This is a genomic window from Pseudomonas migulae, from assembly GCF_024169315.1.
Lineage (GTDB): Bacteria > Pseudomonadota > Gammaproteobacteria > Pseudomonadales > Pseudomonadaceae > Aquipseudomonas > Aquipseudomonas migulae_B.
The window spans coordinates 3,720,862-3,733,564 of record NZ_JALJWR010000001.1; the positions used below are offsets into that span (position 1 = coordinate 3,720,862).

12 protein-coding genes and 1 pseudogene are annotated in these 12,703 nt (G+C 60.0%); 8 read left to right on the forward strand and 5 right to left on the reverse strand.

What is annotated here, in order from left to right; genetic code table 11:
- Positions 1–27 precede the first annotated feature (27 nt).
- A complete protein-coding gene (locus J2Y86_RS17095) occupies positions 28–1,596 on the forward strand; it encodes a phospholipase D family protein (RefSeq protein WP_253433738.1) in 1,569 nt (522 codons plus the stop codon).
- A 135-nt stretch (positions 1,597–1,731) separates the two neighbouring features.
- Here J2Y86_RS17095 and J2Y86_RS17105 read toward each other — a convergent pair whose 3' ends face one another.
- Together J2Y86_RS17105 and J2Y86_RS17110 are read right to left on the reverse strand one after the other, a co-directional pair.
- Positions 1,732–2,877 (reverse strand): MFS transporter, encoded by a 1,146-nt coding sequence (locus J2Y86_RS17105; protein ID WP_253433741.1) that lies wholly within the window; start codon positions 2,875–2,877, stop codon positions 1,732–1,734.
- 188 nt (positions 2,878–3,065) lie between these two features.
- Complete coding sequence (locus J2Y86_RS17110; RefSeq protein ID WP_253433744.1) at positions 3,066–4,559, reverse strand: aldehyde dehydrogenase; 1,494 nt, start codon at positions 4,557–4,559, stop codon at positions 3,066–3,068.
- Positions 4,560–4,797: 238 nt separating this feature from the next.
- Between J2Y86_RS17110 and J2Y86_RS17115 the strand changes: the two genes are divergently transcribed.
- Complete coding sequence (locus J2Y86_RS17115; protein WP_253433747.1) at positions 4,798–5,160, forward strand: cupin domain-containing protein; 363 nt, start codon at positions 4,798–4,800, stop codon at positions 5,158–5,160.
- Between the two features lie 340 nt (positions 5,161–5,500).
- Complete coding sequence (locus J2Y86_RS17120) at positions 5,501–5,809, forward strand: hypothetical protein (RefSeq protein ID WP_253433750.1); 309 nt, start codon at positions 5,501–5,503, stop codon at positions 5,807–5,809.
- A gap of 119 nt (positions 5,810–5,928) precedes the next feature.
- Here J2Y86_RS17120 and rpmG read toward each other — a convergent pair whose 3' ends face one another.
- Both rpmG and rpmB read right to left on the reverse strand, forming a co-directional pair.
- Entirely contained in the window at positions 5,929–6,084 is a 156-nt protein-coding gene (rpmG, locus tag J2Y86_RS17125; protein ID WP_007894709.1) for a 50S ribosomal protein L33, read from the reverse strand.
- A gap of 11 nt (positions 6,085–6,095) precedes the next feature.
- The gene (rpmB, locus tag J2Y86_RS17130; protein ID WP_007894701.1) at positions 6,096–6,329 is read right to left on the reverse strand and encodes a 50S ribosomal protein L28; all 234 of its coding nucleotides are present in this window, start codon (positions 6,327–6,329) and stop codon (positions 6,096–6,098) included.
- A gap of 445 nt (positions 6,330–6,774) precedes the next feature.
- Between rpmB and J2Y86_RS17135 the strand changes: the two genes are divergently transcribed.
- Complete coding sequence (locus J2Y86_RS17135; protein WP_253433753.1) at positions 6,775–8,361, forward strand: ABC transporter substrate-binding protein; 1,587 nt, start codon at positions 6,775–6,777, stop codon at positions 8,359–8,361.
- 135 nt (positions 8,362–8,496) lie between these two features.
- Here the strand turns inward: J2Y86_RS17135 and radC are convergent, their stop codons facing one another.
- On the reverse strand, positions 8,497–9,171 hold the full coding sequence (gene radC / locus J2Y86_RS17140) for a RadC family protein (RefSeq protein ID WP_253433756.1): 675 nt from the start codon (positions 9,169–9,171) through the stop codon (positions 8,497–8,499).
- 136 nt (positions 9,172–9,307) lie between these two features.
- Between radC and coaBC the strand changes: the two genes are divergently transcribed.
- The 4 genes and pseudogenes from coaBC to J2Y86_RS17160 all read left to right on the forward strand — a co-directional run.
- Positions 9,308–10,516, forward strand: a complete 1,209-nt coding sequence (coaBC, locus tag J2Y86_RS17145) for a bifunctional phosphopantothenoylcysteine decarboxylase/phosphopantothenate--cysteine ligase CoaBC (protein WP_253440341.1) — start codon at positions 9,308–9,310, stop codon at positions 10,514–10,516.
- A 5-nt stretch (positions 10,517–10,521) separates the two neighbouring features.
- A complete protein-coding gene (gene dut, locus J2Y86_RS17150) occupies positions 10,522–10,977 on the forward strand; it encodes a dUTP diphosphatase (RefSeq protein ID WP_017341480.1) in 456 nt (151 codons plus the stop codon).
- 119 nt (positions 10,978–11,096) lie between these two features.
- A complete protein-coding gene (locus tag J2Y86_RS17155; protein ID WP_253433760.1) occupies positions 11,097–11,306 on the forward strand; it encodes a hypothetical protein in 210 nt (69 codons plus the stop codon).
- A gap of 17 nt (positions 11,307–11,323) precedes the next feature.
- Positions 11,324–12,700: pseudogene (locus J2Y86_RS17160) on the forward strand (phosphomannomutase/phosphoglucomutase); the annotation flags it as partial.
- Between the last annotated feature and the right edge of the window lie 3 nt (positions 12,701–12,703).

Sequence of the window (12,703 nt, forward strand, 5' to 3'; positions counted from 1 at the left end):
ACCTGCCGCCAATCGGAACGATCCTACGTGAGAGTCAGACAGCCCCTGCTCGCTCTTCTGCTACTCGCCTCGCTCCTGGGCGGTTGCGCCAGCTTCGACGTTCAACGCGAACCGAGCCAGGCGCTGCCCGCCAGCGGTTCGGCGTTCGGTCGATCGATCCAGGCCCAGGCTGCGCCCCATGAGGGGAAGTCCGGTTTTCGCCTGCTGTCCAATAGCGGCGAAGCCTTCATGGCCCGTGCCGAGTTGATCCGCAACGCCCAAAGCAGCCTCGACTTGCAGTACTACATCGTCCACGACGGCATCAGCACGCGCATGCTGGTGGACGAGCTGCTCAAGGCCGCCGACCGTGGCGTGCGCGTGAGAATCCTGCTCGACGACACTACCAGCGATGGCCTCGACTGGATCATCGCGACCCTGGCGGCGCATCCGCAGATCCAGATTCGCCTGTTCAACCCGTTGCACCTGGGCCGGGCCACGGGCGTGACGCGAAACATCGGCCGGCTGTTGAACCTGTCGCTGCAACATCGGCGCATGCACAACAAATTGTGGCTGGCAGACAACAGCGCATCCATCGTCGGCGGCCGCAATCTGGGGGATGAGTATTTCGATGCCGAGCCCAACCTGAACTTCACCGACATCGACATGCTCGGCGTCGGCCCGGTTGCCGAACAGCTCGGCCACAGTTTCGACCAATACTGGAACAGTGCGCTGAGCAAGCCGATCGATGAATTCCTGTCGAGCAAACCGACGCAAAAGGACCTGCAAAACACCCGCACACGCCTGGAAGAATCGCTTGAAGAGACGCGCAAACAGAACCACGCGCTGTATCAACAATTGATGACCTACACCACAAATCCGCGCATGGATATCTGGCGCCGGGAGTTGATCTGGGCCTGGAATCAGGCGTTGTGGGACGCACCGAGCAAGGTCTTGTCAGACGGCGAGCCAGATCCGCAATTGCTGCTCACCACGCAGTTGGCGCCTGAGCTCACCGGGGTCAGCAAAGAGCTGATCATGATTTCGGCTTATTTCGTACCAGGGCAACCGGGGCTGGTTTACCTCACCGGCCGCGCCGATGCCGGGGTCTCCGTCAGCCTGCTGACCAATTCGCTGGAAGCCACCGACGTGCCGGCGGTGCACGGCGGCTATGCGCCCTATCGCCGGGCGCTGCTGGAACATGGCGTGAAGCTGTATGAATTGCGCCGCCAGCCCGGTGAAGGTGGCGGCAGCGGGCCGCACATTTTCTACAGCAAGTCCTACCGTGGTTCCGATTCGAGCCTGCACAGCAAGGCGATGATCTTCGACCAGCAGAAATCCTTCATCGGCTCGTTCAACTTCGACCCGCGCTCAGTGCTGTGGAATACCGAAGTCGGCGTGTTGGTGGACAGCCCCGAACTCGCCGCCCATGTGCGCAAAGCGGCCATGGAGGGTATGGCGCCGCCCTTGAGTTATCAGGTGAAGCTGGAAAATGACCGGATCGTCTGGGTGACCGAGGACGACGGCAAAATGCACACGCTGACCAAGGAGCCGGGCAGTTGGTGGCGCCAGTTCAATGCATGGATGAGCACCGCCGTGGGCCTGGAGCGCATGCTCTGACAGACGACAAACATCCCTGTGGGAGCGGGTTTGCTCGCGAAAGCGGTGTGTCATCCGACGATGATGTCGACTGACACACCGCTTTCGCGAGCAAGCCCGCTCCCACAGGTAAATGTGGTTGGCTGCAGTTTGGCGTCAGGCAGGCTCAGCCACCGCGCCAAACGCACCTTGTCGCATCAGCAAAATCACCAACCCAAACGCACCCGCCGCCATCAACAACGGCAACGCGTGCCCGCTGATCCACTGACTGCCGGCCCCGGCAGCCAACGGCCCGACCAGGCAACCAATGCCCCACAACTGCGCAATATGCGCATTGGCGCGTACCAGCGCATCGTCGCGGTAACGCTCGCCGATCAGGATCAACGACAAGGTGAACAAGCCCCCGGCACTGGCACCAAACAGCACCCACAACGGCCAGATCAGCAACGTGTCGATCAGCAACGGAATCGCCAGGCTCGAAAGCATCAGCACCACAGCGCAGCCGGTGAACAGCGTGCGTCGCGACAAACGATCCGCCAGCGCGCCAATCGGCAGTTGCAGCAACGCATCACCGACCACCACAGTGCTGACCATCGCCAAAGCGATTTCCGTGGTGAAGCCCTGACGCAGGCAATAGACCGGCAGCAACGTCAGGATCATCGCTTCGAACGCCGCGAACAGCGCTACACCCCAGGCAATCGCCGGCAGACCTCGGCAGAAGCCCCACAAGTCGCTGAAGGTCACGCTACAGGCTTCACTGGTCGGTGCGCCGCTACGGCCCAGCAACAGGAACGGCGCCGCTGTGAGCAGCCCGACGCCGACCCAGAATCCGTAATCGTGGTCAGTACCCAGGACGCCCAACAGCAGCGGCCCGGCGAGCTGACTTAGCGCATAGCTGCTGCCATACAGCGCCACCAGTCGGCCGCGCCATTGCTCGACCACCAGTTGGTTGATCCAGCTTTCGCCGAGTATGAACACCAGGGTCAGGATCACGCCGATCATCAATCGCAGCACCAGCCATACCGGATAGCTCGGCAACAGCGCCAGCAACCCGATGGACACCGCGCCAGCCCACAGGCACAGGCGCATCAGATTGGCCGTGCCGAGTCGCGCCGCCAGATGACTGGAAATCTTCGCGCCCAGCAATACGCCAATCGCTGGCATGGCCGCCATTACGCCAATGGCAAACGAGCCGTAACCCCAGCCTTCCAGGCGAAACGAAACCAGCGGCATGCTGACGCCCAAGGCCAGGCCGACGCTCAAGACAGACGCCAACACGGCGAAATAAGTCGCCCAACGCATGTTCCACGCTCCTGTGGATATTATTTTTCAGACAATACAAAACAAATGTGGGAGCGGGCTTGCTCGCGAAGAGGCCATCACATCCAACATCATCGTTGGCTGTTACGGCGCCTTCGCGAGCAAGCCCGCTCCCACAAAGGATCTGCGTCGTTCAGGAGCCCGGATTACCAACGGGCTCCTTCACTGGCTTACAACTTGATCCAGGTCGCCTTCAGCTCGGTGTACTTATCGAACGCATGCAGCGACTTGTCGCGACCGTTGCCCGACTGTTTGAAGCCACCAAACGGTGCGGTCATGTCGCCGCCATCGTACTGATTCACCCACACGCTACCGGCACGCAGCGCTCGGGCGGTGAGGTGAGCCTTCGAGATGTCCTTGGTCCACACGGCGGCGGCCAGGCCGTAAGGCGTGTCGTTGGCAATCGCAACGGCTTCTTCTGCAGTGTCGAAAGCGATGACCGACAGGACCGGGCCAAAGATTTCTTCCTGAGCGATTTTCATCGCGTTGCTCACACCGTCGAAAATAGTCGGCTCAACGTAAGTGCCGCCGGTTTCCTGAAGCGTACGCTTGCCACCGGCGACCAGCTTGGCGCCATCGGCGTGACCCGATTCGATGTAGGACAGCACGGTGTTCATCTGCTGGGTATCGACCAGCGCGCCGACGTTGGTCGCCGGGTCCAGGGGGTTGCCCGGCTTCCAGGTTTTCAAGGCCTCGATCACCAGCGGCAGGAAAGTGTCCTTGATCGAACGCTCGACCAGCAGACGCGAACCGGCGGTGCAGACTTCGCCCTGGTTGAAGGCGATGGCGCCAGCAGCGGCTTCAGCGGCAGCTTGCAGGTCCGGCGCATCGGCGAACACGATGTTCGGGCTCTTGCCGCCGGCTTCGAGCCAGACGCGTTTCATGTTCGATTCGCCGGAGTAGATCAGCAGTTGCTTGGCGATCTTGGTCGAACCGGTGAACACCAATGTGTCGACATCGTTGTGCAGGGCCAAGGCCTTGCCGACGGTGTGACCGTAGCCCGGCAGTACGTTCAGCACGCCTTTCGGGATGCCGGCTTCAACGGCCAGCGCAGCGATGCGGATGGCGGTCAGCGGCGATTTTTCCGACGGCTTGAGGATCACCGAGTTGCCGGTGGACAGCGCCGGGCCGAGTTTCCAGCAGGCCATCATCAACGGGAAGTTCCACGGCACGATGGCGCCAACGACGCCGACCGGCTCGCGGGTCACCAGACCCAGCTGATCGTGCGGGGTGGCGGCGACTTCGTCGTAGATCTTGTCGATGGCTTCGCCGCTCCAGCTCAGGGCTTGCGCCGCGCCGGGAACGTCGATGTACAGGGAATCGCTGATCGGCTTGCCCATGTCCAGGGTTTCAAGCAGGGCCAGCTCTTCGGCGTGCTGCTTCAGCAAGCCGGCGAAACGAATCATGGTGGCTTTGCGCTTGGTCGGCGCCAGGCGCGACCAGACGCCGGAATTGAACGTGGCGCGAGCGTTTTCAACAGCGCACTGGGCGTCGGCGGCGTCACAGCTGGCGACTTTGCCCAGCAGACGGCCATCGACCGGGCTGATGCACTCGAAGGTCTCGCTGGAGACGGCATCGGTGTATTCGCCATTGATGTAGGCACGGCCTTCGATCTTCAGATCGCGAGCCCGTTGTTCCCAATCGGCACGAGTCAGGGTGGTCATTCGAGTGTCCTCCTCTTATTGAATACGAGCGCCCCGCGTTCTTTCGCGGACGTCCCCAGGAATTCTGCCCGGCCAGCCTGCAATTCGGCCGAAGGCAACCGCCACCCTAAACCAGTGGCCGGGGTTGTTTCAATATATTTGACATAAGGTCGGCAAACGGCCTTGCGGTGTTCATTTTAATAAACATAGACTTTGGGCTTTCCAGCCACTCGCGCCGCAATCACGGGGGATTACAACAATGAGCATCCAGAACATCGTCGACTTCAGCCAGGCCACCACCGAGCCTGAACGCTACAGGCCGGATCAGGCGAAAATCCTGAAGGGCGACCCCGAGCAAGTGGTTTACAACCACTACAACAGTCCTTGCGGCCAGTTGAACGCAGGCGTTTGGGAAGGCGCAGTCGGCCAGTGGCATGTGAACTTCACCGAGCATGAATACTGCGAAATCGTTCAGGGCGTTTCGGTGCTGCGCGATAACGATGGCAACAGCAAGACCGTGCGCGCGGGTGATCGCTTCGTGATTCCGGCAGGGTTCAGGGGCACCTGGGAAGTGCTGGAGCCGTGCCGCAAGATCTATGTGGCGTTTGAACAGAAGGCCTGAGGATCTATGTTGCCCCGGCTGGTCCCATCGCGAGCAAGCTCACTCCCACAGGGTTATGTGTCGATCACAAGACCTGTGGGAGCGGGCTTGCCCGCGATGAGGCCCTGACAGGCGCTGCCAAGCTCAAGCAACAGAAAAGGCTCGTATCTCGCAATACGGGCCTTTTTTGTGGAACAACTTTCTTGATCTCGATTTTGTCCGGAGTAGCGCGCCTGTTTGACGCAAATGCTTACACCGAGCGATACATATGTACCGCACTCGCTAGTGCTGTCTCGCATGACTATGTCACTGCACCCCGAAAAACGAGGCGCTTTGAAATCAATCACGCAAGGAAGCAAACATGCCTGGAATCACTTATCTGCAACGTACAACCCTGACCGCCCTGCTCGCACTGAGCATGGGAATGCTGGAAGCCTCGGCATCCGAGAACACCGATCAGCCCGGCTTATGCAATGACAACTTTGGATACAACACCTTCGTGCCGGCTCAGGTCACTCCCCGCCTTTTAGAACTGCTGCGCCAGTTGTCAGGGGCGGCAATCGTACGCCATGAACAACCCGGCAAGAGCTATTCCCTGGAACACAGAAGTGATCGCCTGCGAGTGTTCAGCGATGCAGAAAATTACTACAGCCACTTCAAATGCGGCTAATCAGTTGATCGATCGTCGCTGAGGACTTCCTGGACCGTTAAGGGCATCAGGTTCGAAAAAGCAACAAAAAAGGCCCGTATCTCGCGATACGGGCCTTTTTCGTAAGAGGGAAAAATCAATTACTTGATTTTGCCTTCCTTGTAGATCACGTGCTTGCGAACAACCGGATCAAATTTCTTGATCTCAATTTTGTCCGGAGTAGTACGCTTGTTCTTGTCGGTAGTGTAGAAGTGACCAGTACCGGCGCTCGAAATCAAACGAATCAATTCACGCATGATTAGCTCCCTTAGATCTTGCCGGCTTTGCGGATTTCGGCCAGCACGACAGTGATGCCACGCTTGTCGATGATACGCATGCCTTTGGCAGATACGCGCAGACGCACGAAACGTTTCTCTTCTTCAACCCAGAAGCGGTGATGCTGCAGGTTCGGCAGGAAACGACGACGGGTTTTGTTGTTTGCGTGGGAAATGTTATTCCCAGTCACCGGACCCTTACCGGTAACTTGACATACTCTCGACATGCCTCAGCCCTCTAAAACCACATGCCCAACCCGGCATGGGTTGGCCGCTTAATCTCTCAGTCATTTGGCGCCAGGCGCCGCGTTTCTTTAGAGGTCTTACCGGCTACACCTACAGTGAAGGAACCGGGCCCCTAGAAAAGAGCGCTGCTTTATACCAGAAAGACTGGAGAGCAACAACATTCCGTGTGCGCGGACTTGATAAAAACCCCGTTTTTCTGGCTCCGAGCGCCTTGGATAAAGGCTGTCGTCGATAAAGACCGCTCGTCGCAGAAAATCGGCCAACCGGCCAATTCAGGGTTTCCTCAGCCGGCATTCACCGAAAACGATCGCACATAGTCCTCTTAAAATGAAAAAGGGGATAGTCATTTGCAAAAGAGCCCACTAGGGTAAGACTTTTCCAGACTGCACTTGCAGATGGGCCTTCGATCTGTAAAGGAATCCGACCATGCGCCTTGCTGCCCTACCGCTGTTGCTTGCCCCGCTTTTGCTGAGCCCATTGGCCCAGGCCGCCGCCCTGAGCGTCTGCACCGAGGCCAGCCCGGAAGGGTTCGACGTGGTGCAATACAACTCGCTGACCACCACCAACGCCTCTGCCGACGTGCTGATGAACCGTCTGGTGGACTTCGACACGGCCAGCGGCAAAGTGGTCGCCGGGCTCGCGGACAGCTGGGAAGTCACCCCCGACGGCCTGACCTACGTCTTCAAACTGCATCCGCAGGTGAAATTCCACCGAACCGAGTACTTCAGCCCGACGCGGGACCTGAGCGCCGAAGACGTGAAATTCAGTTTCGATCGCATGCTCGACCCGGCAAACCCTTGGCACAAAGTGGCGCAGAGCGGCTTCCCGCACGCGCAATCGATGCAGTTGCCAGCGCTGATCAAGAAGATCGACGCGCTCGATCCTCTGACCGTGCGCTTCACCCTCGATCATCCGGATTCTACCTTCCTGCCGACCCTGAGCATGGGCTTCGCTTCGATCTACTCCGCCGAATACGCCGACAAGCTGCTGAAGGCCGGCACCCCGGAGAAGCTCAACAGCCAGCCGATCGGCAGCGGCCCGTTCGTGTTCAACCGATTCCAGAAAGATGCCTCGATTCGCTACAAAGCCAACCCGGATTACTTCCGTGGCAAGCCTTCCGTGGACCCGCTGATCTTCGCCATCACGCCGGACGCCAACGTGCGCCTGCAGAAATTGCGCCGCAACGAATGCCAGATCGCCCTGTCGCCCAAGCCGTTGGACGTACAAGCCGCGCTGAAAGAACCGACGCTGAAGATCGAAAAGACTGACGCCTTCATGACCGCGTTCGTCGCCATCAACAGCCAGCATCCACCGCTGGACAAGCCGGAAGTGCGCCAGGCCATCAATCTCGCGTTCGACAAGGCCAGCTACGTTAAAGCTGTCTTTGAAGACACCGCCGAGCCTGCCAACGGCCCGTACCCGCCCAACACCTGGAGCTATGCCAAAGGCTTGCCGGGCTACCCGCACGATGTGGAAAAAGCCAAGGCACTGATGGCGAAAGCCGGGCTCAAGGACGGCTTCCAGACCACCATCTGGACTCGCCCTTCCGGCAGCCTGCTGAATCCCAACCCGAGCCTCGGCGCGCAGATGTTGCAGTCGGACCTGGCAGAAATCGGCATTCAGGCCGAAATCCGGGTGATTGAATGGGGCGAAGTGATCCGCCGCGCCAAGGCTGGCGAACACGACCTGCTGTTCATGGGCTGGGCTGGCGACAACGGCGACCCGGACAACTTCCTCACGCCGCAGTTTTCCTGCGCGGCGGTCAAGTCGGGCACCAACTTCGCCCGCTACTGCAATCAGGACCTGGACAAGCTGATCAGCGCTGGCAAGACCACTTCCGAGCAAGGCGTGCGCACCAAGCTTTATGAACAGGCACAGGCGCAGATCCAGCAGCAGGCGCTATGGCTGCCGCTGGCTCATCCGACGGCTTTTGCGCTGATGCGCAAGGAGGTCGAGGGGTATTCGGTGAGCCCGTTTGGTCGTCAGGACTACTCCAAGGTCAACCTCAAGTAGTCTCAACAACACTAAACCTGTGGGAGCGGGCTTGCCCGCGATGAGGCCGGCAGATCCAACATAGGTACTGACTGTGCCGACGCCATCGCGGGCAAGCCCGCTCCCACAGTGTTTTCGGTTAACTGAAAGCCCCTCCTACATCCACCCATACTCCGCCATCGACAGCGGTTCGCCGTCACCAATGATGAAATGGTCGAGCACCCGCACATCAATCAAGTCCAGCGCCTCTTGCAGGCGTTTGGTCAATGTACGGTCAGCCTGGCTGGGGTTGGTGTTGCCCGAGGGATGGTTGTGGCAGAGGATCAGCGCCGCGGCGTTGTGAGCCAGGGCGCGCTTGACCACCTGCCTTGGATGAACGCTCGTGCTGTCGATCGAGCCGCGAAACAACGCCTCGAAGGTCAGCACCTGATGCTTCGAATCCAGAAACAGGCAGCCAAACACCTCGTGAGGCTCATGCCGGAGCATCGACTTCAAGTAATCACGAACGGCCTGGGGATTTTCCAACGCGGGCTTCTGACGCGCGCGCTCGGCCAAATGCCGTCGCCCCATTTCAAGGATCGCCTGCAACTGCGCGAATTTCGCTGGCCCGAGCCCTAACTGTTTGCTGAATGTTTGTTGATCGGCCTCCAACAGCGAACGCAGGCTGCCAAATTGGCTCAACAAGTGTCGCGCCAGATCCACCGCGCTTTTGCCGGCCACCCCGGTGCGTAAAAAAATCGCCAGCAGTTCGGCATCCGAAAGGCTGGCCGAGCCCAACTCCAGTAACCTCTCCCGCGGCCGCTCGGCCGCCGGCCAATCGCGAATACTCATAGCACCTCCCTGGTCTGTGGGCGCCGCTGTTCCGTAGCGGTCGCTGTGATATCGTAGCCCATCTTTTTTGCGAGCGATTTCACTCCTGGGGAGGGGGTATCGCCACGCAGTCATCAACGAAATGAAAGGCAGACCTATGCAGCGGCTGTATCGAAAACGCATCGTTCTGGGCGTCGGCGGCGGCATTGCTGCCTACAAGAGCGCTGACCTGGTTCGCCGCCTGATCGACCAGGGCGCCGAAGTGCGCGTGGTCATGACCCGTGGCGGCAGCGAGTTCATCACCCCGCTGACCATGCAGGCCCTGTCCGGCCACCCGGTTCATCTGGATCTTCTGGACCCGGCGGCTGAAGCTGCCATGGGCCATATCGAACTGGCCAAGTGGGCCGACATGGTGCTGATCGCTCCGGCGACGGCAGACCTGATCGCCCGTCTGGCCCAGGGCATTGCCGACGATCTGCTGACCACGCTGGTGCTGGCCACCGACGCCGTGGTCGCCGTCGCCCCGGCGATGAACCAGGCGATGTGGCGCGACCCGGCCACCCAGGCCAACCTGCAAACCCTCGAAAGCCGCGCTATCAAAGCCTTCGGCCCGGCCTCCGGCAGCCAGGCCTGTGGCGACGTCGGCCTCGGTCGTATGCTCGAAGCCGTCGAACTCGCGCAGTGCGCAGCGGACTGCTTCCAGCGTCAGGCGTTGACCGGCAAACACGTGCTGATTACCGCCGGCCCGACCCAGGAAAACATCGATCCGGTGCGCTACATCACCAACCACAGCTCCGGGAAAATGGGCTTTGCCCTGGCCGAAGCGGCGGTTGAAGCTGGCGCCCGCGTCACGCTGATCACCGGCCCGGTGCACCTGCCGACCCCGGATCGCGTCACCCGTATCGATGTGGTCAGCGCCCGCGACATGCTCGCCGCCTGCGAAGCCGCGATCCCTTGTGACCTGTTTATCGCCTCGGCAGCGGTCGCGGATTACCGCCCCGAAGTCGTCGCCCCACAGAAACTCAAGAAAGACCCTACGAACGGCGACGGCTTGTTGCTACAAATGGTGCGCAATCCAGACATCCTGGCCACCATCGCCACGCGCCCCGACCGTCCGTTCAGTGTCGGTTTCGCCGCCGAAACCGAACACCTGCTCGATTACGCTGCGCGCAAGTTGAAAGACAAGAACCTCGATTTGATCGTCGCCAACGACGTCGCCAACCCGAGCATTGGCTTCAACAGCGAAGAAAACGCCTGCAGCGTGATCGACCGTGAGCTGCACGCCACGCTTTTCGCCCAGACCAGCAAGAGCAAAATCGCTCGCCAGCTGATCACTTTTATCGCCGAACGTCTGAACCAGGTTTAATTTACATGCACGCTTTGCAAGCCAAGATCCTCGACCCACGCATCGGCACCGAATTCCCGCTGCCGCAGTACGCCACACCCGGCTCCGCCGGCCTCGACCTGCGCGCCATGCTGGAAAAAGACACCGTGATCAAGCCGGGCGAAACCGTGCTGATCCCGACCGGCCTGTCCGTCTACATCGGCGATCCAGGTTTGGCCGCGCTGATTCTGCCGCGCTCCGGCCTGGGCCATAAGCACGGCATCGTCCTGGGCAATCTGGTCGGTTTGATCGACTCCGATTACCAGGGTCCGCTGATGGTGTCGTGCTGGAACCGCGGCCAGACTGATTTCAACATGGTGGTGGGTGAGCGTTTGGCCCAATTGGTGTTGGTGCCGGTGGTTCAAGCGCACTTCGAGATGGTCGAAGAGTTCGTTGAAACCCAGCGCGGTACGGGCGGTTTCGGTCACTCCGGCAGCCATTGATCGGATAGAGAACCCTGTGGCGAGGGGGCTCGCCCCCGCTGGGCAGCGAAGCGGCCCCAAGATTTTGTGGGTGCCGCGCACCCAAGCGGGAGCAAGCTCCCTCGCCACAGGTGTGGCGGATGCTGAAATCGCACAGCCGTCATCTGGAAGGTTTAACACTGGAAATCAAGGCATTGGCCCGCCAGATGTTGACTGAAACCGGTGTCATGGCCTTTTCGCACCACGAACTCTCTGTGGAAAACGCCGTCATACCCTTCAGTTCGAACCCGCCGAAGCGTTCTTCGCGTGCAGGTCCAGCCACTTTCGAGATGGAGCATTCCTACAGATGAACACCCCAGCCCAAGTCGCACCCAAGTTCCCCGACAGCATTTTCCGCGCCTACGACATTCGCGGCACCGTCCCGGAATTCCTGAACGCTGAAACCGCGTACTGGCTCGGCCGTGCCATCGGCGCTCAGAGCCTGTCCCAGGGCGAACCTAACGTTTCCGTTGGCCGTGATGGTCGCCTGTCCGGCCCGGAACTGGTCGAGCAACTGATCAAAGGCCTGGCCGACGCCGGTTGCCACGTCAGTGACGTGGGCCTGGTGCCAACACCGGCGCTGTACTACGCCGCCAACGTACTGGCCGGCAAATCGGGCGTGATGCTGACCGGCAGCCACAACCCGTCGAACTACAACGGCTTCAAGATCGTCATCGCTGGCGATACCTTGGCCAACGAACAGATCCAGGCCCTGCACGATCGCCTCAAGACCAACAACCTGAGCAGCGGCAAGGGCAGCATCACCCAGGTCGAGATCCTTGACCGCTACAACACTGAAATCGTCGAAGACATCAAACTCGCTCGTCGTCTCAAAGTTGTGGTCGACTGCGGCAATGGCGCGGCTGGCGTGATCGCCCCGCAGCTGATCGAAGCGCTGAACTGCGAAGTCATCCCGTTGTTCTGTGACGTCGACGGTAACTTCCCGAACCATCACCCGGACCCGGGCAAGCCTGAAAACCTCGTCGACCTGATTGCCAAGGTCAAGGAAACCAACGCCGACATCGGCCTGGCCTTCGACGGCGACGGCGATCGTGTCGGCGTGGTGACCAACACGGGCAGCATCGTTTACCCGGACCGCCTGCTGATGCTGTTCGCCCGTGACGTGGTGGCGCGCAACCCGGACGCGGAAATTATCTTCGACGTCAAATGCACTCGCCGCCTGACACCGCTGATCAAGGAATACGGCGGTCGGCCGCTAATGTGGAAGACCGGTCACTCGTTGATCAAAAAGAAAATGAAACAGACCGGCGCGCTGTTGGCCGGCGAAATGAGTGGGCACATCTTCTTCAAGGAACGCTGGTTCGGTTTCGACGACGGCATTTACAGCGCCGCGCGGCTGCTGGAGATCCTCAGCAAGGAAAAATCCACCGCGGAGGAGCTGTTTGCGACCTTCCCGAACGATATTTCTACGCCGGAAATCAATATCCATGTGACCGAAGAGAGCAAATTCAGCATCATTGATGCATTGCACGACGCGAAGTGGGGCGAAGGCGCCGACCTGACCACCATCGACGGCGTGCGAGTCGACTACGCCAAAGGCTGGGGCCTGGTTCGCGCCTCCAACACCACACCGGTGCTGGTGCTGCGCTTCGAGGCCGATGACGAGGCTGAATTGCAGCGCATCAAGGATGTTTTCAAAGTCCAGTTGAAGCGTGTTGCCCCTGATCTCCAACTACCGTTCTGATTT

Bases quoted from the DNA above. Each gene is read 5' to 3' on its own strand.
- rpmB (WP_007894701.1), bottom strand. From the start codon at position 6,329: ATGTCGAGAGTATGTCAAGTTACCGGTAAGGGTCCGGTGACTGGGAAT.
- J2Y86_RS17110 (WP_253433744.1), bottom strand. From the start codon at position 4,559: ATGACCACCCTGACTCGTGCCGATTGGGAACAACGGGCTCGCGATCTG.
- J2Y86_RS17105 (WP_253433741.1), bottom strand. From the start codon at position 2,877: ATGCGTTGGGCGACTTATTTCGCCGTGTTGGCGTCTGTCTTGAGCGTC.
- J2Y86_RS17135 (WP_253433753.1), top strand. From the start codon at position 6,775: ATGCGCCTTGCTGCCCTACCGCTGTTGCTTGCCCCGCTTTTGCTGAGC.
- J2Y86_RS17120 (WP_253433750.1), top strand. From the start codon at position 5,501: ATGCCTGGAATCACTTATCTGCAACGTACAACCCTGACCGCCCTGCTC.
- radC (WP_253433756.1), bottom strand. From the start codon at position 9,171: ATGAGTATTCGCGATTGGCCGGCGGCCGAGCGGCCGCGGGAGAGGTTA.
- dut (WP_017341480.1), top strand. From the start codon at position 10,522: ATGCACGCTTTGCAAGCCAAGATCCTCGACCCACGCATCGGCACCGAA.
- J2Y86_RS17155 (WP_253433760.1), top strand. From the start codon at position 11,097: ATGCTGAAATCGCACAGCCGTCATCTGGAAGGTTTAACACTGGAAATC.
- coaBC (WP_253440341.1), top strand. From the start codon at position 9,308: ATGCAGCGGCTGTATCGAAAACGCATCGTTCTGGGCGTCGGCGGCGGC.
- rpmG (WP_007894709.1), bottom strand. From the start codon at position 6,084: ATGCGTGAATTGATTCGTTTGATTTCGAGCGCCGGTACTGGTCACTTC.
- J2Y86_RS17115 (WP_253433747.1), top strand. From the start codon at position 4,798: ATGAGCATCCAGAACATCGTCGACTTCAGCCAGGCCACCACCGAGCCT.